Annotated in this window: 24 protein-coding genes; 15 read left to right on the top strand and 9 right to left on the bottom strand. The window is 54.5% G+C overall.

Annotated elements, in window-relative coordinates:
* Positions 1–36: 36 nt before the first annotated feature.
* The 3 genes from G497_RS18360 (at position 37) to G497_RS0113750 (ending at position 1,570) form a co-directional block, all read left to right on the top strand.
* Entirely contained in the window at positions 37–813 is a 777-nt protein-coding gene (locus G497_RS18360) for a TrmH family RNA methyltransferase (RefSeq protein WP_034637997.1), read from the top strand.
* A gap of 192 nt (positions 814–1,005) precedes the next feature.
* Complete coding sequence (locus G497_RS0113755; RefSeq protein WP_027188578.1) at positions 1,006–1,296, top strand: putative quinol monooxygenase; 291 nt, start codon at positions 1,006–1,008, stop codon at positions 1,294–1,296.
* A gap of 46 nt (positions 1,297–1,342) precedes the next feature.
* Positions 1,343–1,570: a hypothetical protein gene (locus G497_RS0113750; protein ID WP_027188577.1), complete on the top strand. Its 228-nt coding sequence runs from the start codon at positions 1,343–1,345 to the stop codon at positions 1,568–1,570.
* Between the two features lie 166 nt (positions 1,571–1,736).
* On the opposite strand, the gene G497_RS0113745 is transcribed toward G497_RS0113750, so the two are convergent.
* The 4 genes from G497_RS0113745 to G497_RS0113730 form a co-directional block, all read right to left on the bottom strand.
* Entirely contained in the window at positions 1,737–1,973 is a 237-nt protein-coding gene (locus G497_RS0113745; protein WP_027188576.1) for a hypothetical protein, read from the bottom strand.
* A gap of 67 nt (positions 1,974–2,040) precedes the next feature.
* On the bottom strand, positions 2,041–2,358 hold the full coding sequence (locus G497_RS0113740; protein ID WP_027188575.1) for a hypothetical protein: 318 nt from the start codon (positions 2,356–2,358) through the stop codon (positions 2,041–2,043).
* Positions 2,359–2,372: 14 nt separating this feature from the next.
* Positions 2,373–2,648 (bottom strand): DUF7710 domain-containing protein, encoded by a 276-nt coding sequence (locus tag G497_RS0113735; RefSeq protein WP_027188574.1) that lies wholly within the window; start codon positions 2,646–2,648, stop codon positions 2,373–2,375.
* A 526-nt stretch (positions 2,649–3,174) separates the two neighbouring features.
* The gene (locus G497_RS0113730) at positions 3,175–3,696 is read right to left on the bottom strand and encodes a CinA family protein (protein WP_084516318.1); all 522 of its coding nucleotides are present in this window, start codon (positions 3,694–3,696) and stop codon (positions 3,175–3,177) included.
* 173 nt (positions 3,697–3,869) lie between these two features.
* Between G497_RS0113730 and G497_RS18355 the strand changes: the two genes are divergently transcribed.
* Positions 3,870–5,069, top strand: a complete 1,200-nt coding sequence (locus G497_RS18355; RefSeq protein WP_051258150.1) for a cytidine deaminase-like protein — start codon at positions 3,870–3,872, stop codon at positions 5,067–5,069.
* Positions 5,070–5,305: 236 nt separating this feature from the next.
* Complete coding sequence (locus G497_RS19395; protein ID WP_051258149.1) at positions 5,306–6,139, top strand: DUF305 domain-containing protein; 834 nt, start codon at positions 5,306–5,308, stop codon at positions 6,137–6,139.
* 328 nt (positions 6,140–6,467) lie between these two features.
* On the opposite strand, the gene G497_RS0113715 is transcribed toward G497_RS19395, so the two are convergent.
* From G497_RS0113715 to G497_RS0113695, 5 genes are all read right to left on the bottom strand, one after another.
* On the bottom strand, positions 6,468–7,172 hold the full coding sequence (locus tag G497_RS0113715; RefSeq protein ID WP_027188572.1) for an ABC transporter ATP-binding protein: 705 nt from the start codon (positions 7,170–7,172) through the stop codon (positions 6,468–6,470).
* A complete protein-coding gene (locus G497_RS0113710; RefSeq protein WP_034638089.1) occupies positions 7,165–7,974 on the bottom strand; it encodes an ABC transporter ATP-binding protein in 810 nt (269 codons plus the stop codon). The genes G497_RS0113715 and G497_RS0113710 overlap by 8 nt, the downstream gene beginning before the upstream one ends.
* The gene (locus G497_RS18345; RefSeq protein ID WP_051258148.1) at positions 7,974–9,515 is read right to left on the bottom strand and encodes an ABC transporter permease subunit; all 1,542 of its coding nucleotides are present in this window, start codon (positions 9,513–9,515) and stop codon (positions 7,974–7,976) included. The genes G497_RS0113710 and G497_RS18345 overlap by 1 nt, the downstream gene beginning before the upstream one ends.
* A 3-nt stretch (positions 9,516–9,518) precedes the next feature.
* On the bottom strand, positions 9,519–10,427 hold the full coding sequence (locus G497_RS0113700; protein ID WP_027188570.1) for a branched-chain amino acid ABC transporter permease: 909 nt from the start codon (positions 10,425–10,427) through the stop codon (positions 9,519–9,521).
* Between the two features lie 181 nt (positions 10,428–10,608).
* Positions 10,609–11,748, bottom strand: coding sequence for a branched-chain amino acid ABC transporter substrate-binding protein (locus G497_RS0113695; protein WP_027188569.1), 1,140 nt, complete (start codon positions 11,746–11,748; stop codon positions 10,609–10,611).
* Between the two features lie 401 nt (positions 11,749–12,149).
* Between G497_RS0113695 and G497_RS0113680 the strand changes: the two genes are divergently transcribed.
* From G497_RS0113680 to G497_RS0113635, 10 genes are all read left to right on the top strand, one after another.
* The gene (locus tag G497_RS0113680; protein WP_342663674.1) at positions 12,150–13,433 is read left to right on the top strand and encodes an iron-containing alcohol dehydrogenase family protein; all 1,284 of its coding nucleotides are present in this window, start codon (positions 12,150–12,152) and stop codon (positions 13,431–13,433) included.
* A 327-nt stretch (positions 13,434–13,760) separates the two neighbouring features.
* Entirely contained in the window at positions 13,761–14,957 is a 1,197-nt protein-coding gene (locus tag G497_RS0113675) for a DegT/DnrJ/EryC1/StrS family aminotransferase (protein ID WP_027188567.1), read from the top strand.
* A 75-nt stretch (positions 14,958–15,032) separates the two neighbouring features.
* On the top strand, positions 15,033–16,724 hold the full coding sequence (locus G497_RS0113670) for a cytidylyltransferase domain-containing protein (RefSeq protein ID WP_051258147.1): 1,692 nt from the start codon (positions 15,033–15,035) through the stop codon (positions 16,722–16,724).
* 207 nt (positions 16,725–16,931) lie between these two features.
* Positions 16,932–17,624 carry a cytidylyltransferase domain-containing protein gene (locus G497_RS0113665; protein WP_027188565.1) on the top strand — a complete coding sequence of 231 codons (693 nt, stop codon included), beginning with the start codon at positions 16,932–16,934 and terminating at the stop codon, positions 17,622–17,624.
* A gap of 96 nt (positions 17,625–17,720) precedes the next feature.
* Entirely contained in the window at positions 17,721–18,797 is a 1,077-nt protein-coding gene (locus G497_RS0113660) for an N-acetylneuraminate synthase family protein (RefSeq protein WP_027188564.1), read from the top strand.
* Between the two features lie 4 nt (positions 18,798–18,801).
* The gene (locus tag G497_RS0113655; protein ID WP_027188563.1) at positions 18,802–20,622 is read left to right on the top strand and encodes an LIC12162 family transferase; all 1,821 of its coding nucleotides are present in this window, start codon (positions 18,802–18,804) and stop codon (positions 20,620–20,622) included.
* Entirely contained in the window at positions 20,616–22,184 is a 1,569-nt protein-coding gene (locus G497_RS0113650; protein WP_051258163.1) for a lipopolysaccharide biosynthesis protein, read from the top strand. Before G497_RS0113655 ends, G497_RS0113650 begins: the two co-directional genes overlap by 7 nt.
* A 291-nt stretch (positions 22,185–22,475) precedes the next feature.
* Positions 22,476–23,243, top strand: a complete 768-nt coding sequence (locus G497_RS0113645) for an HpcH/HpaI aldolase family protein (protein WP_027188561.1) — start codon at positions 22,476–22,478, stop codon at positions 23,241–23,243.
* A 3-nt stretch (positions 23,244–23,246) separates the two neighbouring features.
* The gene (locus G497_RS0113640; RefSeq protein WP_027188560.1) at positions 23,247–24,164 is read left to right on the top strand and encodes an NAD-dependent epimerase/dehydratase family protein; all 918 of its coding nucleotides are present in this window, start codon (positions 23,247–23,249) and stop codon (positions 24,162–24,164) included.
* A 9-nt stretch (positions 24,165–24,173) separates the two neighbouring features.
* Entirely contained in the window at positions 24,174–24,941 is a 768-nt protein-coding gene (locus G497_RS0113635; protein ID WP_027188559.1) for a 3-deoxy-manno-octulosonate cytidylyltransferase, read from the top strand.
* Positions 24,942–24,972: the final 31 nt, after the last annotated feature.

Genomic DNA, 24,972 nt, shown 5'->3' with positions numbered 1-24,972 from the left:
TTTGCAGCACAACCCTTTTGCCACCACTGCCTGCTTATGCCACTTCCTCAAAATTACCCCATTACGCTAATTTCCAGCCCCCAGAACCCGCGCTACAAGGCCTGGCTGCGCCTGACAGAGGCCAAAGGCATTAAAAAACATGGCGAAGCCATTATGGCGGGGCGCAAGGTGTTGGCAGAAGTGTTGCAGCAGTTCCCCCAGCGGGTGGCGGGCCTTATTGCCACAACGGAGGCAGAACTGGAACACCTGCCCGTGCCTTCTGGCATGCCCGTGTTCATTACCACCCCGCCCCTGTTTGCAGAGCTGGACATTTATGGCACCAAAGGGCCTTTGCTGCTGTTGCACGCCCCGCCCTTGCCGGAATGGGATGGAACCGTGCCCGAGGGGCTTACCCTGTTCCTGCCCTTCCAGAACCCCATAAACCTGGGCACCACCCTGCGCAGCGCTGCGGCCCTTGGGGCCAGCGTTGTGTTGCTGCAAGAAGCCGCCACCCCATACCTGCCCAAAAGCCTGCGTGCTTCCGGCCCGGCCCTGTTCCAGACCCCGGTTATGCAAGGCCCGCCTCTGGCACGGTTAGCAGAACTGCACCACCTGCCCCTGTTCGCCCTTTCCCCCAAAGGCAGCAATATATTTTCCTTTGCCTTCCCCAAAGCCGTTGGCCTAGTGGCGGGCATGGAAGGCCCCGGCCTGGACGACCACTGGCCCCTGGACAAACGGTTGTCCATTCCCATGCAACCGCAGGTGGAGTCGCTTAACGCCGCCATTGCCGTGGCCATGGCTATGGCTTGTTTAGAGGCGTGTAAATATAATTAGGAAACGCTGATTTATTCCGTTTGACGGCGTTGCTTCGCTTTTCTTGAAACAGTCGAGGACGGAAGAGTCCACTCCTGCTTCAAGAAAAGCTAGCGCCTTGCCAAACGAAATAACTGAGCGTTTCCCAAATGCCATTTAATTGACTCCCACCCTCCTGAACCTTGATTATTGGATTCAAACAAGGAGCTTATTATGCCCACTGTACGTATCGTTGCTGAACTTCTGCTTAAGCCTGGAATGAAAGAAGAGCTGATGCCCATTTTTGAAAAACTGGTGGCTGGCAGCCGGGCCGAAGATGGAAACATTGAATATGAGCTCACGGAAAGCCTGAATAACCCTGACCACCTGTTTGTTATTGAAACGTGGAAAAACATGGAAGCTATTGAATTCCATGGCACCACCCCGCATTATTTGGCGTTCAGAAGCGCAATTGACGGCAAAACGGAAAAACGGGTTGCGGTGCAGTTGAAGCATTTGTTGTAATTTTTTCATCCATTGGGCATTAACTTTTAATAATTGGAGTACTACAATGGCACTTATTAAAAAAATTCAACCTATCAATTTAACAAAAGACTCACCCCATACAGACGTAGTTGCTACATATTCAATAATTAAATCAAATGGAGCTACTTTTTTACAAATTGACACTTATGGATCCCAAGAAAGACAAGAGGCTGGCAAAAAAAGTCAGTCAATGAGATTCGACAGAGAGGTTGCATTGCAATTTAAGGCGATTATTGAAAGTACTTTTAAATAATACTGCCTCATAAGGTAAGGGACACGACATAGAGAAGGGGTAGACTAAACCACCGCATTGCGTATGAGTGAGGAGGTGCGGAAATTATTGGAAGATGTGGCGCAAGTTCCACGAGTTATGAGCCTGACCATACGACATAACCTATCGTACAATTAGGTTGTAACAACTATGGTGTGCCATTCCCTAGCTCATGGTATTTCCTCTTCATTTCTTCCATGTCTACTGCTTTAGCCCCCGGCGGGGGCATATGCCCCCTGATGAGCATACCTGTAGCGAGGGTTGCAAGCACCAGAAAAAGGCCTGCGGCAATAGCAAACCGGACTTTCGTATTGCTGATGATACCGCGTATGGCATAGAATATTGTTGTACTCACCAAGAGTAACATCACATAAAGTGCTATCATGTTTCATTCCCTGGAAGACTCGTTAGCATTTTGTTAAAATGGACAAAGCTCTCCCCCACAGCCGTAATCAGTCATCCCCAATTACAAATTCAAAAAACAAATCCTGGGCTCCTGGCTCTGCAAGTATGGTACGGGCAACTTTGAAACATTGGGCCTGGGCCACGTGCCGTGGTGCGTTATCCGAGTTTAAGCAATCAAGAATATAATCCATATACGGCATAATGTATTCATCTGTCACTGCAAACCCATCAAACCCCCAAAGACGACAGTCCATTTGCTCTAGGTAGTCAACAAACAACAGGGCATCTTTATTATTAAATAAGGGTACAGAATTCCACCGCACAATTGTCGCTTTCTTCAACACAACTTCATCAGATATTTCCATCAGCCCCTCCTTATTCAAGAAGTACCATCTTCAAAATGATAATGTTCCATGGATGCACAACTAAACGTTTCCATAATCTTGTGGTCATGCGAATTGCCCTTTGGACTATACCAACCATTGCGCACTGCAAAATCAAAAGCGCTTATACCAACAGGATACTTTGTTAATGTCCCTGTCAGTGTGTGCTTTTCAATCCAGGCTGTGGCCTCTTCTCTGGAATCAAAAATTCCCCCAGGAAAATTCCCCCCCGGAGATGTAAACACCCACACAAAATCCTCTGAAGCTTCCATGCAATGCCCTCCTGAAGCTCGCCTCTCCAGCATTATTCCCTCAAATCAACACATGACCGCGCAACGTATTGCCTTGGAGCAAGGCAATACAACCTGCGTGGAGGTAGTTTTTCTTTGTGGGCTAATAAACGCGCAGCTACCTTAGCCTCCGCGCAGGTTTGCCTTGCCTCTCGGCAAGGCAATACCGAGCGGACGTGGTGTTCGGGCATGGCGTGTAGGGCCTGTTCAGACTATAGAAATTTTGTTCTCCCACAAGGAAGATAAGTCGTGTATGACGGAGTGTACTCTTTGGTACATGACGGAAATACACGACGAAATCTGACGCAGTGGGAGGGCAAAAGAGCATAGTATGAGCAGGCCCTGGTGAAAAGATAGAATTTTTGGCGCAAACAAGGCGGCGGTGGATTTTTCAAGGGGGCTGACCTCACGGTCTGCCCCGACGGAAAATACGCCGCCAACGCCGTCTGCGCGAAAAAGGCTAGTTTTACCAACGTACCATGCCCGAAAAAAAACACACGCCACTCCCCTACCCCAGCACAGCCTCCACCATTTCCAGCATAGCCTGCACAGCCTGCTCCCGCACCTGCCCCCGGTTACCCGCAAACACAAACCGCTGCACCAGCACCCGCTCCTGCTCCCCCGCCATAACAGCCGCCACCCACACCGTGCCCACAGGCTTCTCCACACTGCCCCCGGTGGGCCCCGCCACCCCGGAAACCGCAACCCCCACCCCGGCCCCAGTCACCCGGCACACCCCACGGGCCATGGCCTCCACCACCGGGCCACTCACCGCCCCATGAGCTGCCAGCACAGCCCCCGGCACGCCCAGCACCTGCTCCTTCACCCCATTGGCATACGCCACCACGCCCCCCACAAACCAGGCGGAACTGCCGGAAACTTCGGTGCAGTGGGCCGCAGCAAGCCCCCCGGTACACGATTCTGCCGTGGCAAGCATTGTTCCACAGGCCATAAGTTTTTGACTTACCCTGCCGATAAGGCTTGCAACCTGGGAAGAAAGCTGGGCATTTGCTTCATACTGAGCTGGCATTGCTGCTCCTTTTCATGGCATGAAAATGAAAATTACGTTCCCTTGGCTGGGGGTACTCTTGCCACCCACGGGAACACACGTAAAAATAACTGTAACGTACACACGCCCCGCACCGCAACATAACTTGGAATGCGCCCGGCGTGCAAACACCCCATGAGGGTACAGGAAACCATATGAGCTTGCTCCGCCCCCATTTTTCCCGCTGCGTGCTTGGCTGCATGGCCCTGTGCCTGGCCCTGACCATGCTTTACGCAGTGCCTGCTTTTGGCGCGGCCCCTGCCGTGGGTGCTACCCCCATCCGCGTGGTATATGGCTTTGACAGGGAATTCCCGCCTTTTTCTTTTGAAGACCCAGGGGGAGAACCTGTGGGCTTTGAGGTAGACCTGGTGCGGGCTATTTTCAATCAGCCAGGAGTGGTGCTGAGCACGCGGCCCTTACAATGGGAAAACGTGATGCTGGAGCTTTCATCCGGTGCCATTAACATTACCTCCAGCATGGTCCGTACTGAACAGCGCGAAAAAATGTTCCTGTTTGCCAACAAGCCCAACTTTTTGCTGCAAATGCGGTTGTTCACTAAAATATACCAGCGCTTTCCTTCGGCTGCATTGCTTCGTGGCCAGCGGGTGAGTGTGGAAAAAAGCTCCTACCAGCACCGCCTTCTGGAAAAATTCGGGGGCATGAATATCAAGCCCATGGAAGGCAAACTGGCGGGCATTCGCGCCCTGTATAATGACGAAGTGGCTGCTTATTTTGGCCCGGTGCCCAACACCTATTTCCTTATCAATAAAATGAATTATGGGGCCATTACCACGGTGGGCACCCCCCTTGGCATTACGGAATTGCGCTTTGCCGTGAACAGAGGCCGGGGCGACATTCAGCGCCTGCTGAACCAGGGTATGCAACGCATTATTGACTCTGGCGAATACGACAGAATATACCGCAAATGGTTTGTGCGCGATTTAGAAAACAATGAAATTATTATGATGACAGATCAGGCCAAGAAAGCAGCTATTCCGGCATACGCCCCTTATGAGGCAAGCCCCCAGGGCGCAACGGTGCTTACCGCAACGGGCAAAATGTTCAGCGCCTGCACAGTGGAAAACGCCAAACCAGAGCTGACCCTTTCCGCCCTTTCCGTGGCCTTGGGCAAGGCCATTGCCGATGGCGAGTTTGAACTGCGTGCCGCCCTGGTGGTAAGCCCCGACGGCAAGTTGCAGGAAATGACCCAGGAAGACAGACAACGCCTGTTTGAATTTGGCCGTGGCATACTCACGGTAGATATGGGGGAAGACGGCACCCCGGTGGCCCACATGGTGGTGCAAAAGCTTATAAAGCCTGTAACGCGCCCCACCCCGCCTTTGCTTAGCGAATAAAAGCGCCACCCACAACAGAAAGTCAACGGCACCACAGGGCATTGCACTCAGCAATGCCCTTTTTTGCGCCACAGTACCCATGGCTTTGGCAGGGCAGGCACCATGCAGATGCCTTGCCATTACCATTGCAAATAATTGCAAGAAGCGTATAGTTATTTTATATTTACTATAATGTATTGAATTCAACATACTTCAATTTTCCCCAAAACACCCTCTTACCATTACGGAGAAATAATATGATCCGCACCAAGAACTGGTTTATGGGCCTGGGGCTTCTGGCTGCCATGGCATTTGCTGGCGTGGCCTTTGCTGCCACCCCCAAAAATATGGAACATGGTGGCATGCAAGGCAACGCCCAAAATGGAACGCAGCACAGCGGCATGCAGGGCAGCGCCCCAAAGGGCATGGACCACGGCGGCATGCAGGGCAACGCCCCCAAAGGCATGCAACATGGCGGCATGCAGGGCAGCGGCAAGGGCGCACCCATGGCACATAATGGCACCATGAACATGCCCATGATGCAGGGCATGATGGGCAATATGATGGACGACATGAAAGCCGGAAAAATGATGCCCTGCATGATGAAAGGCTGCATGATGCAAACAGCCATGAATGACTCCATGCGCCAGAACAAAACATTCAGCGACAAGGCGTTTTTGTCTGCCATGATCCCCCACCACGAAGCAGCGGTGGAAATGGCAAAGGCAGTGCTGAAAGACGGCAAAGACCCACAGGTGAAGCAATGGGCAGAAGGCGTTATTGCGGCCCAGAATGCTGAAATAACTCAAATGCAGGCATGGCTGAAAGCCCTTGGTGGCAACGACGACCAGGCCGCCAGCATGATGCAGGACTCCATGCACAGCATGATGACCACCCCCATGTACCCGGATGCAGACAAGAACTTTGTGGCCATGATGATTGGCCACCATGCCAGCGCCGTGGAAATAAGTGTGGCGGCTGTGCTTGCCTCGCAAGACGAAAAAGTAGTGACACTGGCCAACAGTATTGCCCAGGCACAATTGAATGAAATTATTGCGTACAGGGCGTGGCTGAAAGCAAAAGGGGAGTAACGCACCCTTTTAGTAACGCTGCATAAACAAAGCCCCGGCAAGACGAATGTGTCCTGCCGGGGCTGCATTATTATTGCCAGTGGAAAGCATGCACCCCTAGGGAAGCACTAATTACATAGCATTTTGGAAACGCGCAGTTATTTTGTTTGGCAAGGCGCAAGTTTTTTTTGAAGCAGGAGTGACAATTCCGCAGGAAAGCGGAATTGGGAACCGCCCGCAGGGCGGGAGCCGAAGGCCGAGGCCCAGGACGGGCCGAGTCAACTCTTCCGTCCTCGACTGTTTCAAAAAAATGAAGCAACGCCGCCAAACGGAATAAATCAGCGTTTCCCTACACCCCAAGGTAGGCTTTGCGGACTTCCGGATTAGCCATCAGTTCGTCGCTGGGGCCGGAAAGGGTTATGCGGCCTGTTTCCATAACATAGCCCCTGTTGGCCACGCGCAGGGCCTGGTTGGCGTTTTGCTCCACCAGAAACACGGTCATGCCTTCCTTGTTCACCTGGCGGATAATATCAAATATTTGGCGGATAATAATGGGGGCCAGGCCCAGGGAAGGTTCATCCAGCAAAAGGAGCCGGGGCTTTGCCATAAGCGCACGGGAAATGGCCAGCATTTGCTGTTCCCCGCCGGAAAGGGTGCCCCCGGCCTGGGTGCGGCGTTTGGCAAGAATGGGGAACATGTCAAAAATCATTTCCTGGTCGCGGGCAATGTTGCGCGTGTCGCGCCGCAGGTACGCCCCAAGGTCCAGGTTTTCCTGCACCGTCATGTCGGGAAAAATCAGGCGTCCTTCCGGCACCTGACTAATGCCAAGGCGCACAATTTTATCCGGCCGCATGGTGTGAATGGGCTGGCCTTCAAATAAAATTTCCCCGCGGCGCAGGGCAGCGGCCCCGCAAATGGACATAAGCGTGGTGCTTTTTCCCGCCCCGTTGGCCCCCACCAGGGTGACAATTTCCCCCTGGTTAATGGTCAGGTTCACGTCCCACAGGGCTTGAATGTTGCCGTAATAGGTGCACACACCTTTTAACTCAAGCATCGTCTTCTCCAAGGTATGCCTTAATCACCTGCTTGTTGTGCCGCACTTCATCCGGCGTGCCGGAAGCAATGTTGCACCCGTATTCCATAACGTAAATACGGTCGGAAAGCGACATTACCATGCTCATATCGTGTTCAATAAGCAATACGGAAAGGTTGAATGCCTTGCGTATGTCCAGCACCATTTCTTTCAGTTCCAGGGTTTCCTGCGGGTTCATGCCTGCGGCGGGTTCGTCCAGCAACAGCAGGAAAGGTTCCGTGGCAAGGGCGCGGGCAATTTCCAGGCGGCGCTGCTGCCCGTAAGAAAGGTTGCGGGCTTCTTCGGCATACAGGCTTTCAAGCCCCATGTATTGCAGCAGGGTGTAGCTTTTTTCCTCAATGGCCCGCTCTTCCCTGCGTACCCAGGCCGGGCGCAGCAAGGCCCCAAACACCCCTGCCCGCGTGCGGCAGTGCCGGGCAATCATGACATTTTCCAGCACTGTCATGCCCTGAAACAGGCGTATGTTCTGGAAGGTGCGGGCCATGCCAAGGCGCGTTACTTCATGGGGTTTATGGGTATTCAGAATGCATTCTTCACCCTGTGGCCTGCGCAGCACCACCTGCCCTTCAGAAGGGGTGTAAATGCTGGTAATGCAGTTGAACAGGGTTGTTTTTCCGGCACCGTTGGGGCCAATAAGGGCCACCACCTCGCCCTGGTGAATGTTCAGGTTCACGTCGGAAAGAGCCAGCAAACCACCAAAGCGTTTGCTCAGGTCGCGCACTTCAAGCACAGGAAGTGCGGCTGTGGAAGAGGCAGCTTGCATCATGCGGCACCCGCCTTTTCATTCATGGGTGGTTCCGTTACCACAGGCATTGTGCGTTTTATGGCTTTGGCGGGCAAAAGCCCCTGCGGGCGGAACACCATCATAAGCACCATGCTGGCACCAAAAATAAGCATGCGGTATTCGTTGAGGGAACGCAAATATTCCGGCAGCAAAATAAGCACGCAGGCCCCAAGGGCCACGCCAATAATGGAATCAAGCCCGCCAAGCACCACCACGGAAAGGATAAGGGCCGATTCCATGAAGGTGAAGCTGGAAGGGTTGATGAACGATGTTTTTGCGGCAAACAGCACCCCGCCAAACCCGGCCCAGCAGGCCCCAAGGGCAAAAGCACTGAGTTTTGCAGTCACCTTGTTTATGCCCATGGCTTCACAGGCAATTTCATCTTCACGCAGGGCTGCCCAGGAACGGCCCAGGCGCGAATCGCGCAGGCGGGAAACAGCAATAATGGTAATGATGGTCAGGCCAAGGGCCACAAAGTACACAAGGCGAATGCTGTCGTCCATGGAAAGCTTCATGCCGAAAAAACCGGGGTACGGAATGCCGCCAATGCCAGCAGGGCCGCCCAAATCAAGCGTATTTTGGAAGCTTGCGGGCAAGGCCTGCACCACACTGGTGGGCAACAGCGACAAAATGGGGTTCAAGGAAAGGCTGCCGCCTTCCAGCACAACCCGCACAATTTCGCCAAAACCAAGGGTTACAATGGCAAGGTAGTCGCCCCTCAGGCGCAGCACCGGAAAACTAAGCAGCACGCCCGCCAGCATGGCAAGCAGCCCGCCAATGGGCAGGAAGGTCCAAAAGCCAATGTATTCATTACCAAAGTGTAGGTTCCCAATGGCATAGGTGTAGGCACCCACGGCGTAAAACGCCACATAGCCCAGCACCAAAAGCCCTGCCTGCCCTACCACTATGTTCAGCCCCAGGCCAAGCATAATCCAGATTAAGGCAGAGGAAATAATGTTCACCTGGTACATGTCCATAAAAAAGGGCAAGGGCAAGACGAATGCCATAAGGGCCACCACAGCCCCTTTGCGCCCAAGGGGGGAAGCGGCTGTTTGCCGCACCCACTGCACCGCAACTGCGCCGCGCTGCTTGCCGCGCAAGGCACCGCCGCCAAGAATCATGCCAAAGTGGGCAAGCACCAGGGCAGCAACAGTGCCCACTTCAAGGGCGTGCAAGCTGGTGAGAAAGCCTTTCCAGCCTCCCACAGAAACCAGGAAAAGAACCGGCACGTTGCACCCGATAAACAGCCCAACGGCCTTGGCAATGCGCTGGTTGCGCTCCACCTCCAGCCAGGTAAACAGCCATTCAAGGTCGGCTTCCCGCGGGGTCATGGCCCCACGGCGCACCAGCAGAGCGCGCCAAATGAAGGACACCACAAAAACACCAATGCCAATGCCCACAGCATTTTCCCAGCGCCAGCCTATGGAGCCATCGAGGGAAGATACCTTGATAACCACAATTGGAAAGGTAAGCGCCATGAACCACAGGCTGACGAGAAAAGAACGTACTACGCCGCGCATACGCTACACCTTTTGCACTTTGGCTTTGCCAAGCAAACCGGAAGGACGAAAAATAAGAATAAGAATAAGAATAGCGAAGGCGAACATATCTTCATAGTCTGAAGAAAGGTACCCCGCCGCGAAACTTTCACAACAACCAAGCACAATGCCACCAAGCATGGCCCCGGGAATGGAACCAATGCCGCCAAGCACGGCTGCGGTAAAGGCCTTAATGCCCGCAAGAAAACCAATGTTAAAATTGATTTGCTGGGTGTGGGAAGCAATAAGCACCCCGCCCACAGCAGCCAGGGCAGAACCAATAATGAAGGTGGCGGAAATGATGCGGTCTGAATCAATGCCCAGCAGCATGGCCATTTTACGATTTTGGGCGGTGGCCCGCATGGCTTTGCCAAGGCGGGTGTACTTAATGAACAGGGTAAGCACCGCCATAACCAGAGAACTGGTGACAATAATGACAAAGCCGGAGGGGCGCAAAATATCGCTTATGGGCTCAAGGAAGGCAAAGTCGGGAATAAGGTTGGGGTAGCGCAAAAAATCTTGTGTTTGGGCGATGCGCACATAGTTCTGCAAAAAAATGCTCATACCAATGGCGCTGATAAGTGGAGAAAGGCGCGTTGCGTTGCGCAGCGGCTTATAGGCAATTTTCTCCACCGTAAACCCGTAGGCAGAACAGTAAATAACCGCCACCACACCGCCAATAAGCAAAATACCTGTTTCCGGAAAGCCCATAACCCCAAGCACACCGGCCACAATAAGGCCGGTAAAGGCACCAAGCATATACACTTCGCCGTGGGCAAAGTTAATCAGCTCAATAATGCCGTAAACCATAGTGTACCCCAGGGCAATAAGTGCATAAATGCAGCCCTTGGTTACCCCGCTCACAAGCAGTTCAAGAAAATAATGCCAGTCGATATCAGCCACAAAAACCTCATGTTAGCCGGGGAGAAAGGCAAAAAAATACGTTGCAGGAAGAACGCCTTTCTCGTTGTTCACCCTTGGCGGTAGCCACCCCAGGAAGGCGCTGCGTGCCAGCCCTGTTTACGGTAAAAGCGCGGGCCAGTAAACCAGCCCGCGCATGTATACCTGTTTATTGCTACTGGGCGCGCTTGAACGGCACTTCAACAAACTTGCCGTTTACTACCTGGAACATAACAAACTCGGCACCCACGGTGTCGCCTTTTTCATCAAAGCGAATTTTCCCGATGGTGGTGTCTACATATTCTGTGCGCAAAGCCTTGGCAATGGCCTGGCTGTCTGTGCTGCCAGTTTTTTCAAGGGCATTCACAATAGCCTGGGTTGCGGCATAGGCCTGCATAAAGAACTGGCCAGGGGCCGAGCTAAACTTCTTTTCATGGGCGGCAACAGCAGCCTTGGTCATGGGCAGGTCGGAATAGTCGCGGGAGCTGGAAGCGTATACGCCTTCACCCGCTTTGCCTGCCAGCTTTAAAAAGGCTTCTGTTTTCACGCCGTCTTCAGAAACAAAGTTCACCTTCATTTTGCGGGATTGCATAATGGTTACCAGCTTGGAAGCTTCAGGGTAGTAGCCACCAAACACAATGGTATCCGCCCCGCTGCGGGCAATTTTCTGAATAATGGGGGTGTAGTCCACCCCGCCAGGGGTAAGGCCATCGAAAAACACAATTTTTGTGTCTGTACCGCTTTTTTCAATAAATTCTTTTACGAACTGGGCATAGCCTTTACCGTAATCGCCTTTATCGTGCAGAATGGCCACTTTCTTTGCCTTCAAATGCTGTACCACAAAATCGGCCCCAAGCTTGCCTTGGGCGTCGTCAGAAGGGGTAGTGCGGAAGAACAGCGGAAAGCTGCCGCTTTGGGTCAGTTCAGGGCTAGTGGCAGAAGGGGAAACCACCACGATTTTCTTGTCTGTGTAAAGGGGCAGGGCAGCTTTAGTAGCGCCGGAGCAAGTATGCCCCATAACCACGTCCACATTGTCTGCCAGCAATTTTGTGGCGGCGTTGGTGCCAAGCTCAGGCTTGCACTGGTCATCTTGGGCAATAATTTCAATTTTCTTGCCATTAATGCCGCCCTTGGCGTTCACTTCATCCACCACAAGCTGCGCTGCGTTATAGGCAGGCACACCATAGCCGGCAAGGTCGCCGGAATGGGCCCCAGGCACACCAAGGCGAATGGTTTCCGCCGCAAAGGCACCGTGCATGGAAGAAAAGGTGAGAACAGCAACAGCCACAATGCCCAACCAAGTTTTTCCGTACATAAGAACGCTCCTTAAATGCAGGATTAATAAACGCATTTCCCAAGGTTTTGGCTTATACTGCATGGTACTGCCTGCCAAAGTATCCGCATTCCAGACCTATCTAGTATAGGTTACATGAACAGGGTTCCCTTGCAAGCACAAAGCCAGATATACGTACATGCAGTGCACAGGGGGCCACCTTCATTGAAAGTGGCTCACAGGAATAATACCATATAAAGGAAAGGCAAGAATTATTCTTGCCATGAAAGGAGCAGGGTTGTCAAACACGTAAGCCCACCTTAGGGCATTCCCCCCCTGTTGCCTGAAAGTGTATGGCCCTGTGGGGTGCCGCATAAAAAAATACTATTTTCATACTCTTTTACCCCCATGCCCTGCGGCAAGGCACAGCAAAACAGGCACAGGTGAAGAAGAAACAACAAGATACAGCACAGCAAACCGTGTGGCCCTACCCCCGTATTTACTCTTTTCTCACAACGCGGTATACTGCGCCGAAGTTTTGTTATTCCCCCAACACCCGCAGGGCCAGAACAGTTTTGGCCCCTGCGGTACACACAACCACCCGCCACGCCCTGGCGGACACTAGGAATGGATGCACCATGGCCATTACCCGCAATACCAAAAACGTGCCCTATTACCTGCTTGGCGCTGGTGCCTTTGACCAGCTTGAATCCCTTGTAGATGAACGCCGCCGGGCCGCCACCGGGCCAGCGCTGTTCTTTGTGGACCATTATTTCCAGAACAAACCCCTGGCTGCCCGCGTGCCTGCCATTGCTGGCGACAGGGTCTTTTTTGTCAATACCAGCGCAGAACCCACCGTTGAAGTGGTGGATGCCTTTGCCTCTACCGCCAAGGCCTTTTTGAATGGCGCACAGCCATGCTGCGTTACAGGCATTGGTGGCGGCGCGGTGCTGGACATGGCAAAAGCCGTGGCCAACCTGCTTACAAACCCCGGCCTTGCGGAAGAATATCAAGGGTGGGAACTGGTTAAGCACCCGGCACCCTACAAAATTGGTGTGCCCACCCTTTCCGGCACCGGGGCAGAATGTTCACGCACATGCGTGCTTACCAACATGCGCCGCAAGCTGAAACTGGGCATGAACAGCGACTTTACCGTATACGACCAGCTTCTGCTGGACCCGGAACTTACCCGCTCTGTTCCCCGCGACCAGTATTTCTACACCGGCCTCGACACTTTCATGCATTGTGTGGAATCCATTCGTGGCAGCTACCGCAACGTTATTGTTGATTCCCTTTCCCGCACAGCCATTGCCATGTCTGAAGAAATTTTCCTGGGCGATAAAGACATGATGGATGAGGAAAACCTGGAAAAAATGATGGTGGCTTCCTACATTGGCGGCATGGCGGCTGGCAACGTGGGCATTATTCACCCTGTTTCCGCCGGGCTTTCCATTGTGCTGCACATGCCCCATGGCATTGCCAACTGCTATGCTCTTTCCGTGCTGGGTGAATTTTACCCCGAAGAACACGCCCAGTTCACTGAAATGATGGCCCGCCAAAAGGTGAGCCTGCCCAAGGGCATTTGCAAAAATCTTACAGACGAACAGCTTGATGGGCTGTACCAGGGCTCCATTGTGCATGAAAAGCCCCTTATCAACGCCCTGGGTGAAGATTTCAAAAAAATCCTTACGCGCGAGAAGGTGCTCAGCCTGTTCGCTAATATGTAAAGGAAACGCTGAGTTGTTCCGTTTGGCCGCGTTACTTCATGTTTCCCGCTCGGACTACGTGGAGATGTGCGGGCAGCAAAGCTTCCCGCACCCTCCGCCCTCGCTCCACGGCTCGCTATGCTCGCGACCGCCGTCAGCTTTAGGGAAACAGTCAAGGTCAAAAGCGGTAACTCCTGTTTCTAAAAAACACTTGTGCCTTGCCAAACGAAAAACTGAGCGTTTCCTCAACCATCCGGTTTGGATAACCCTTTTCAAAAGGCGTTGCCACTCTGCTTCAACAACAACATTTTTCCGCTTTCAACGCACCTGCTGTGCAAGGAAAAACCGATGAATATCAAAGTTAACTTTAGTGGCCGTGCCTTAAGTTACACAGAAGAAGAAATTGCCGTGGTAGTAGACGCCATGCGCCATGCTGAAACCCTGACCCAAGGCAAATACCTTGCGGCATTTCAGCAAAAATTCTCTGAATTCAACGGCGCACCGTATTCATTTGCCACCTGCAACGCCACCTGTGCCCTGGAAATGACAGCCCAGTTGTGCTGCTTTGCCCCTGGCGATGAAGTGATTGTGCCCCTGCACACCTTTACTTCTTCGGCCTACCCCTTTGCCAAGAAAGGGGCCACCCTGGTGTGGGCAGACATTGACCTGAAAACACGTGTGCTTACGGCAGAAACCTTCCAAAACGCCATTACCCCCCGTACCAAAGCCGTGGTAGTGGTGCACCTGTATGGCTACCTGGCAGACATGCCCGCCATTATGGAAGTAGCCAGAAAGCACAATATTCTGGTTATTGAAGATGCCTGCCAGGCCATTGGCACAGACATTAACGGGGTAAAGGCAGGCAACTTCGGCGACTTCGGCCTGTTCTCCTTCCACTCCCACAAGAACATGACAACCCTTGGCGAAGGGGGCATGCTCACGGTGCATAATGAAGCCTATGCCAAGGCCATTCCCATGCTGCGCCACAACGGGCATTGCGCCTACACGGGCGAACGCCCCGACTACTGGGTGCCTGCCATGGGCAACCTGGACTTTCCGGAACTGGAAGGCGAGGCCCTGTGGCCCAACAACTACTGCCTGGGGGAAATTGAATGCGCCCTGGGTACCAAGCAGTTGGAACGCATAGACGCCATTAACCAGCAAAAACGCACCACAGCCCTGGCCTTTATTGACGCCCTGGCAGATTTCCCGGAACTGGAATTCCAGCGGGAAGATTCCACCCGCCACAACTACCACCTGCTGGCTGCCCGCATGGTGGCCCCCCAGGCCCGGCGCGACGACTTTATTCGCCGCATGTTCTACGAACACGGGGTAAAGTGCGTGGTGCAGTATTACCCGCTCAACCGCTACCCCCTGTACCAGCGCCTTGGGTATGGCACGGCCAACTGCCCCAATGCAGACGCTTTTTATGACCACATGATCTCCTTCCCCTTCCAGCACAGCCTCACCGAACAAGAGTTCGCCCACATGCTGGATGCGGCCAAAACAGTGCTCACCGCCCAGCGGGAGCAGGACTGGAAGTAGTCACTACACGTTTCTGGGGGGGGCTTCCCCCCCCCAGCTTTATGGCTCTGCACAATTATTCATCAGTAAACACCTATGCCTACCCCCTGCCCCCTTGCCTGCCCTGCCAACCAGCCTTCGCGCTGTGTTGTCATTCCTGCTATTAAAAAAAATGCAGTTATTCCAGACCAGCTCATTAAGCGTCTGGCCGGGGAAACCCTCATTCAACGGGCCATTACCACCGCCAAAGGCGTGGTGGCCCCAGAGCATGTGTGGGTTATTACAGACAGCGACGAAATTCGCCTTATCTGTGAACGCGCAGGCGTGCGCACCATGCACGACCCCAACCTGCGCATTGCTTCCCTGAACATTGTGCAAGCCCTGCGGGAAAAGTTGCAAACCCTGGCCGATTTATACCAACACATCATTATTTATCGGGCCAGTTCCCCCCTTATTACCCCGCAAGACATTGAAGATGCCTATGGCCGCTTCACCGCTGCCGGGGCTGACTGCCTGGTCACCCTGAAAAGTGTTGCCTACCGCATGTGGCAAGGCAGTGAAAGCGACCTGAGCAGCCTGCTGTTTCAAGACGAGGGGGACCACGCCTACATTGAAACAAAGGCGTTGTTCATGTTACAGGCCAATGCCCTTTCCCACATAGCCCCCCAAGGCAAAAACACCCCGCCCCTGAAGATTATCCCCTACTTTTTAAACGACCGCAGTATTGAGATAAACAGTTACCAGGACTGGTGGATTTGCGAAAAAATCCTGCAAAGCAAGCACATTGTGTTTGTGGTGGCAGGCTACGCCGCCATTGGCATGGGGCATATTTACCGGGCCCTGATGCTGGCCCATGAAATTGCCGACCACCGCGTGACGTTTTTATGCACCAAGGAAAGTGAACTGGCTGCCTCCAACATTGCCGCCCGCGACTACCGCACCCGCATCCAGCAGCATGAAGACCTTGCCCAGGACGTGCTGGCCCTGCGCCCCCACCTAGTGGTAAACGACATTTTGGATACCGAGGCCGCCTACATCCAGCAGTTGAAAAATGCCGGCATTCCTGTGGTGAACTTTGAAGATGAAGGCCCCGGTGCCGCCTGTGCCGACCTTGTGGTGAATGCCCTGTATGAAGCCCCGGCAGAAGAAGACCCACGGGTACTATACGGCTACACCAACTTCTGCCTGCGCGACGAATTTGTGTATGCCACGCGCAACACATTTCGCCCCAGCCCAAAACGCCTGCTTATTACCTTTGGTGGCACGGACCATTCCGACTATACCCGCCAAACCCTGGACGCTGTACTGGAAACCTGCAACGCACAGGGGCTGGAAATTGTAGTCGTCACCGGGCCGGGCTACGCCCATAAAGAAAATCTTACCGCCCATGTGGAACGTCTCAACAGCCAGGGCCAAGCCCCGCCCATTGTGTTCACCCATGCCACCAACGTTATGTCGCGCATGATGGAAAACACAGACATTGCCATAAGCTCTGCCGGGCGCACCGTGTATGAACTGGCCCACATGCGCATTCCTGCCATCGTTATTTCACACCATGAACGCGAAGACATGCACACCTTTGCCCGCCCCGCCAACGGCTTCCTGTACCTTGGCATTATGGAACATTATAATGCACCCGCCATGCAAAAAGCCCTGCACCGCCTGTGCACCACCAATGAACGGCACGAACTGTTCCAGCGCATGAGCCGCTTCGACTTTACACGCAACAAAACACGGGTGGTACACGCCATTACCAGCCTGCTAGGCAACGGCAGCATAGGCGAATAGTTTTTTGGGGAGGCTCTGCCTCCCCAACCCCTCCGCCAAGGGCATGATGCCCTTGGAACCCGCATCAGCGTTCAGCTTTTCGCATTGCGAAAAGCTGAACGCAAATGGGGGTCAAGGGGCGTCACGTCCCTTGCAGGGGGTATGGGGGACAGCGTCCCCCAATGTAGTCCAAACGGAACAACTCAGCGTTTCGCAAAAAGAGTTACTATGAATATAGTTGCTATTATCCAGGCCCGCATGGGCTCCACGCGCCTGCCGTGCAAGACCTTGCTTTCCCTGCATGGCGCCCCGGTTATTGACTGGGTGGTGCACCGCACCCGCCTTGCCAAAAAGCTGCATCAGGTGGTGGTGGCCACCTCCACCGAAACAAACAACGACCCCCTTGCGTACCACCTGCATCGTACAGGCACAGCCGTGTTCCGCGGTTCGGAACAGGACGTGCTGGGCCGTTTTTATGAGGCAGCCACCCAGGCCAAAGCCACCCATGTGGTGCGTATTTGTGCAGACAACCCCCTTATTTGGGGGCCGGAAATTGACGCCCTTATTGAGGCCTACCTTGCCCGGCAGGAACAGGGGTGTGATTATGCCTACAACCACATTCCCCGTGGCAACGAGTACCCGGACGGCCTGGGGGCAGAACTTGTTTCCTATGCCCTGCTGGAGCGGCTGCATAAAGAAGCCACCCTGCCTGCCCACCGGGAGCACTGCCTTTCCTACATTTGGGACAATAAAGAGCAGTTTGCCATGCACACCTTCAGCCCGGCAGACAAAGCCCTGCACCGCCCAGACGTGCGCCTGGACATGGACACCCAGGAAGACTACCGCCGCCTTGCCACCATGCCCCTTACCCAGGCCATGCCCCCGCACGAAATTATTGCCCTTTACGATAACTGGCGCTAATATGCCCTACTGTGGCCCAAGCAGATAACGCTGGCCCAGCCCATTATACCCTCTCCGGCACGTCAAGTTTGCCGTTTTCATACCAAGGAGCGTTCCATGCTGCTGCGTGAAGTATTTACCAACCCCGCATTTTCCGACAAGGCCATTGTTTCTGCCAACGGCTTCCAGCCCCCCTACATTATTGCCGAAGCAGGGGTAAACCATGAAGGCAGCATGGACATTGCCAAGCGCCTGATTGATGAAGCCAAGGAAGGCGGGGCCCATGCCATCAAGTTTCAAACATACAAAGCCGCCACACTGGCTTCAAAAAACTCCCCTGCCTACTGGGACACAACCAAAGAACCCACCACCAGCCAGTATGAACTGTTTAAAAAACACGACAAGTTCTGGAAGGGCGAGTTTGAGAACCTCAAACTGCATTGCGACGCCGCTGGCATTGAATTCATGTCCACCCCGTTTGACGTGGAATCTGCCCAGTTCCTCAACGACCTCATGGACGTGTTTAAAATTTCTTCCTCCGACATAACCAACCAGCCGTTCATTCAATACCTGTGCAAATTTAACAAGCCTATTATTCTTTCCACGGGCGCAGCCTTCACCTATGAAATTATGGAAGCGGTTTCCTGGATAACGCCCTTTAATGTGCCCCTTGCCCTGCTGCACTGCGTACTGAACTACCCCACCATGGACCAAAACGCGGGCCTTGGCATGATCCCTTCCCTGGCAACCCTGTTCCCGCAGTACATTATTGGCTATTCCGACCACACCATGCCCGACGACATGCAGGTGCTGGAAACGGCAGCCCTGCTGGGGGCTCGCATTGTGGAAAAGCACTTTACCCACGACAAAACCCTGCCCGGCAACGACCACTACCACGCCATGGACAAAGAAGACCTGAAACGGTTTGTCATTTCCATGGAACGCATCCAAAGAATGATTGGCCTGCCCACGGTTACGTCCCTGCCTTCGGAAGAACCAGCCCGCCAGAACGCCCGCCGCAGCTTGGTAGCAGCCCGCAACATTGCCAAAGGCGCTGTTATTACGGAAACCGACCTCACCTGGAAGCGCCCTGCCCACGGCATTAGCCCGCGCAACTACAATGTGGTGCTGGGCATGCATGCCCGGTGCGACATTCCGGAAGACACCGTGCTGTTATGGAGCCACCTGGAGTAGCCCCATGAAAACACTTGTGCTGGGAACCATGCCCCACGGCGCTACCCCGCAGACCCATATTCCTGCGGGCATTTGGTGCTTTAGCGGCGTGGAACAGCACTTCCCCCAGTGGTGGGAAGCACATCAATTTGGCCCCCTGTTGCCGCAAGACCCCTTCCCCACCCCAGGGGGCACCACCACAGCGTGCCTGGCTGCCAATGCAGAAACAGCCCGCCTGCTGCCCCTGCTGGGGGAAGCCATGAACCAGCAACGGGGTGTTACCCGCTCTTCCGTGTTTTGGGAAATGGCCCTTGGCCCCTGGCTGCTGCTATGCGTGCACATGCTGTATGAACGGCAAACCCGGCTGGAAGGGCTTATTGCCACCCATGGGGAAACGCCTTTGCGGGTGCCCCTGCTCCCCAAATACCCGGTGCCCGTATTCACAAACTCCCATAATTTCATGGTGCACGGGGTGCTGGACGTGGCCTGCACCCACTACCTGCTTTCCCGTATGCTGGAACACATGGCCCCCCCGGCGTGGCAACTGGAATACCCGTGGGGCAAGGAACAACCCCTTGGTGCTGTGGGCATTTTGCCCCCGCTGGGGGCTGCAAGCGTTAACACCGCGCTGCCTGTTGCACAAGGCGTAGCCGCCATTAGCAGGAACAATTTCCCACCGTCTTCGCGCAGCCCGTTGGCAGCCCTTAAAAACATGGGCAAGGAAGCCTCCACGGCCCTGCTCCTGCGCCTTCCCTTTCCCCGGCACAAGGGCTTTCCCCTATGGATGAGCCTTGGCCTTTCCACTGCTGTACTGGCCAACAAAAATCCCCGGGACAACAGCACCCCCTTTGCCCAGTATGGGCAGGAAGAAGGTGAAGGCATACACTGGCAATTCCCCCTGTTCACCATGGTGCAGCAACTGGTGCCCCTTTCCCTTGTTGCCTACCCGCTGCCCCAGGTGCCCCACAGCCAAGGCAAACTGCGGGGCATGGGTCCGGCCTTCAGCCAGGACGACGCTTACCGCCTGCCCCTTGCCGCATGGCGTGAAGGGGGCGGCAAGCTATTCTGCCTGCAACACGGGGCCAACTACGGCAACCTTGCCTCCGTAGGGGTTATTGCCTTTGAATACGGGCAACATGCGTTTTTTTCCTGGGGGTTCACGGCTCACCCGCCCTACCCGGTGCATGCCATTCCCATGCCTTCCCCTGCCTTGTGCCAGCGTAACAACACCTATAAGCAGCAAAGCGACGCCCTCATTCTGGTGGGGTCGGAAATGAGCACCCTGGCCTACCGCTTAAAAACCCGGCCCTATGCCCACAGCCTTGTAAGCTACCGGGAGGCCAAAAAAGAGTTTATTCAGGCATTGCCACAGGCCGCCCGCCAGCACCTAACTTACCGCCCCTACCCCACCACGCCGGGCGGGCTGGAAGACGGCCCGTATATTCAGCAGGAATTCCCTGATGTGCCCTTGTGTAAAGGCGACCTTACCCAACAGATGCTCGGCTGCCGCCTGCTGGTGCTGGACCACTACGGCACCACCCTGCACACAGCCTTTGCCGCCAACATACCCACTCTGCTTTTTTGGAACCCTGACCACTGGGGCATGGAACCACAAAGTGCCTCCATTTTGGAAGCCCTGCACAGCGCAGGCATTTACCACCACACCGCGCAAGAAGCGGCAGAAGCTGTAGAACGCATTTGGCAAAACCCTGCTGCGTGGTGGCACAGCGCCCCGGTACAGGCGGCCCGCACCATGTGGTGCAGCCATTATGCCCAGCACACCCCACCCAAAGGGGGCCTGCTGGGGCTGTTTTCCCAATGGAACAAAGCCTTGCGCCAATGCTAAGAACCCCCGAGAGCGCCCCTGTGAATACCCCTGTGCCTGAAGATTCCCTGAAAAAGCGTTCCTTCTATAAACTGGCCTCCAACGTGGCCACCATTCCCCTGTTCTTTGTTATGGAAGCCGTGTTGCCCCGCGTGCTTGGCCCGGTGCAGTATGGCAACTACAACTTTGCCTGCAACTTTTTCACCCAGTTCATCAGCCTGTTTGACATGGGGTCCCCCCTCTGGTTCAGCACTGCTCTTGCCCAAAAGCCCAAAGAGTTTGCACTGGTGGCGTTTTATACCCGGTTTGTCGGGCTCATTTTTCTGTGCATTACCCTCGGGGCATTTGGCGTAGCCTTTGTGCCCATGGCAGGCACCCTGCTGCCCAATGTGCCTGCCTGGATTATTTTCCCCGCAGCCCTGTGGGCCTACCTCACCTGGCTGGGGCGCGTTACCCGTTCCACTAACGATGCCTTGGGGGTGACCACTTCCAGCGAAATTGCCCGCATTACGGTGAATGTGGGCTCCGCCCTTATTCTGGTGGCATTATTTTTTGCCAATGCCCTGCCTATTGCCGGGCTTATGGCTCAACAAAACCTTACTCTGGCAGCCCTTTCAGTGGTCTTTTGCTGGCTGCTGCGCCACCGCTGGCAACCCCGCAACTGGCACCTTACGCGGGAACAGTGGCGCACATATGCCACCAGCTTTCGCGTGTATTGCGGCCCGCTCCTTACCGTCACCATTTGCTCCACCCTGGCCCTGTTTTTAGAACGCTGGATGCTGCAATTTTTCGATGGTAGTGTGCAGCAAGGCTATTTTTCCCTGGCCCAAAAAGCCAGCATGGCCTGCTTTTTATTTGTCAGTGCCGTTACCCCCCTGGTCATGCGTGAACTGGCTGTTGCCCACGGGCAAAACAACCTTGAACGCATGCGCCGCCTTATGGAAAGCCTTGCCCCCCTGGTATATGCTGTGGCAGCTTGGTTTTCCTGCTTCACTGCTATTGAAGGCGAAGCCATGGTGCGCCTGTTTGGGGGCAGCGATTTTGCCGGGGCCCTTATTACCGTACAGGTCATGACCCTATATGCCATTCACCAAACCTACGGGCAAGTGGCCTCTTCCGTGTTTTATGCCACAGGGCAAACACGCACCCTGCGTAACCTGAACATCCTTTCCCTGGCTGCGGGCCTTGTGGTGGCCTGGGTGCTGCTGGCCCCAACCCACCTGTATGGCTTGAACATGGGGGCCACGGGCCTGGCCATAAAAACCGTGGGTGTGCAGTTTTTTTCCGTGAACATGTTTCTCATTGTGTGTCGCCGCATCATCCCCTTCAATTACGGGCGCAACCTGCTGCACCAACTGGTGTGCCCTGCCGCCTTTGCCGCAGTTGCCTTTGCCACACGCAATGCCACCCTGGCCCTGCACCTGGGGGAACCTGCCGGGTTCCTGCGCTTTATTGTTTCCGGCATGGCTTACGCAGCCCTCACGGCAGTGCTGGTGCTGGCGCTTCCCGCGCTGGTGGGGCTTACCCGTGCAGACCTCGGCGGCTTCATTACCCTTGCCCTGCGCAAAGTACGCCGCCAGTAACAAAGAGTTTTGGCGTGAAGAAAGCCGCCCCCTTGCGTATTTTGAGGGGCAAGCGTATGATTTATGGCAATTTCGCCTGTGCATAGGGAAACGCTGATTTATTCCGTTTGGCGGCGTTGCTTTGCTGTTTCTGAAACAGTCGAGGACAAAAGAGTCCACTCCTGCTTCAAAAAAAGCTCGCGCCTTGCCAAACGAAATAACTGCGCGTTTCCAAAGTGCGATTTAATCAGCACTTCCATAGAGTTACCTACACAGACCTACCCTTGTAAATGAATGGTTGAAAGGACGCATATGCCCACCAGCGCAGAAATTCGCCAAAAGCTTAAAAACAAACAGCCGGTTGTTGGCACGTGGCTTCAGTTGCCCTCAGCCGATACCGCTGAAATTATTGCCCGCCTCGGTTACGATTATGCCGCCGTGGACATGGAACACGGGGCCATGTCGCGCTGCGCCCTGCCAGACATTTTCCGCGCCCTGGAACGCTGGGGGACCCTGCCTTTTGCCCGCGTGGCAGAAGCCAGCATGCGCACCATTAAAGCGGCCCTGGACAGTGGCGCACGGGGCCTTATCTTCCCCATGATAGAAAACCGCAGCCAACTGGACGACGCCATTGCCTGGTCGCTGTTCCCCGGCGGCAAAGAGTTCCCTGGTGGCAAGCGTGGGGTGGGTTTTTCGCGCAGCAACCTGTACGGCATGGACTTTCCCGCCCACACCGGGCCGGAAGGCGAAGCCCAGGAAGTGGTGCTGGTAGCCCAAATTGAACATGTAAACGCCCTGCCAGAGCTGAACGCCATTTTCAGCCACCCCCGGCTGGATGCTTACATGATTGGCCCCTACGACCTTTCCGCTTCCATGGGGCTTACAGGGCAGTTTGACCACCCGGATTTTAAAATGGCGCTGGCTGTTATTGAACAAAAAGCCGCCGCCCACAACATACCTAAGGGCTTTCATGTGGTGGCACCACAACCTGCCGCCCTGCAAGAAAAAATTGACCAGGGGTACACATTCCTTGCCTATGGAATAGATTCCCTTTTCCTTCAACAAGCCAAAAGGCCATAACCCATGAAAATAACTGTTTTTGGTGGAGCCGGGTTTCTTGGTTCCCATGTGTGCGACAAGCTTTCTGGAGCAGGGCACGAAGTGACCATTTTCGACATTGCCCCTTCCCGCTGGCTGCGCCCCGACCAGACCATGATTGTGGGCAATATTCTGGATGAAGACGCCGTGCAGGCTGCCGTAAACGGGGCTCAGGCCGTGTATAACTTTGCCGGCATTGCCGACATTGGCGAGGCCGGGGGCCGCCCTGTGGACACCGCCAAGTACAACATTCTTGGCAACGTCATTACCCTGGAAGCCTGCCGCAAGGCCGGGGTAAAGCGGTTTGTATTTGCCAGCTCCCTGTATGTATACAGCAAGGAAGGCGGTTTTTACCGGTGCAGCAAGCAAGCCAGCGAGCTGTACATTGAAAACTACCGTCAGGTATACGGGCTGGAATACACCATTTTGCGCTACGGTTCCCTCTACGGCCCACGGGCCGACAACCGCAACGCCATTTACCGCTTTGTGCGTGAAGCCCTGGAAAAAGGCTGCATTGAATATTACGGCCTGCCCACGGCCCTGCGCGAATACGTGCATGTGGAAGACGCCGCCCTGTGCAGTGTGGAAGTGCTGGAACCGCAGTACGCCAACACAAACATCATTCTTTCCGGCACCCAGCCCATGCGCGTGGGCGACCTGCTGAAGATGATTGCCGAAATGCTGGGCAAGCCTGTGGAATTTTCCTTTATGGGCGACGGCAAAAGCGGGCATTATGAAATTACGCCCTATTCCTTCAGCCCCCAGGTGGGCAAAAAAATGGCCCCGCGCCTTATTACCGACCTCGGGCAGGGCATTTTGCACGTGATCGAAGAAGTGCACCAGGAACTGCACCCCGGCATGAAAACCAGCATGGGGTATCTTATTCAGGATGAAAACAAGTAAGGAGCTGCCATGAACATAGTTGCCATTATTCCCGCCCGCATGGGGTCTTCCCGTTACCCCGGCAAACCCCTTGCAGACATTCACGGTGTCCCCATGGTGGGGCACGTTGCCTTCCGTACTGCCATGTGCAAACGCCTTACTGCCACTTACATTGCCACCTGCGATGACGTGATTATGCAGTATGCGGAAAAAGCCGGGCTTAACGCCGTTATGACCAAAGACACGTACACCCGTTGCACAGACCGCACCGCAGAAGCCATGCTGCACATTGAAAAGGCCTTGGGCATTACCATTGATATTGTGGTTATGGTGCAGGGCGACGAGCCCATGGTGACCCCGGAAATGATTGATGCCGCCATTGAACCCATGCTGCAAGACCCCACCCTGAAAGTGGTAAACCTTATGGCAGACCTGGCCAATGAAACGGAATTTGAAGACCCCAGCGAAGTGAAGGTGGTCACAGACCTGCACGGCAACGCCCTGTACTTCTCCCGCGAGCCCATTCCTTCCCGCAAAAAAGGCACCCCCCATGTGCCCATGAAAAAGCAGGTGTGCATTATTCCCTTCCGCCGCGAATACCTTTTGGAATTCAACAGCCTGCCGGAAACACCCCTGGAGATTATCGAATCTGTTGACATGATGCGCATTCTGGAAAATGGCGAAAAAGTACGCATGGTGTCCATTACGGAACGCACCCTTAGCGTGGACACCCCCGAAGACCACGCCCGCGTGATTGCCATGATGGAGCAGGATACATTGAGGAAGCAATATTCGTAAGGAGAGAGTTTTGGGGGAGGGAACCACAAGG

Source organism: Desulfovibrio cuneatus DSM 11391, from assembly GCF_000430005.1.
Classification (GTDB): domain Bacteria; phylum Desulfobacterota; class Desulfovibrionia; order Desulfovibrionales; family Desulfovibrionaceae; genus Frigididesulfovibrio; species Frigididesulfovibrio cuneatus.
Note: the sequence above shows the minus strand (reverse complement) of the source record. Positions and strands in the feature narration are given on the sequence as shown.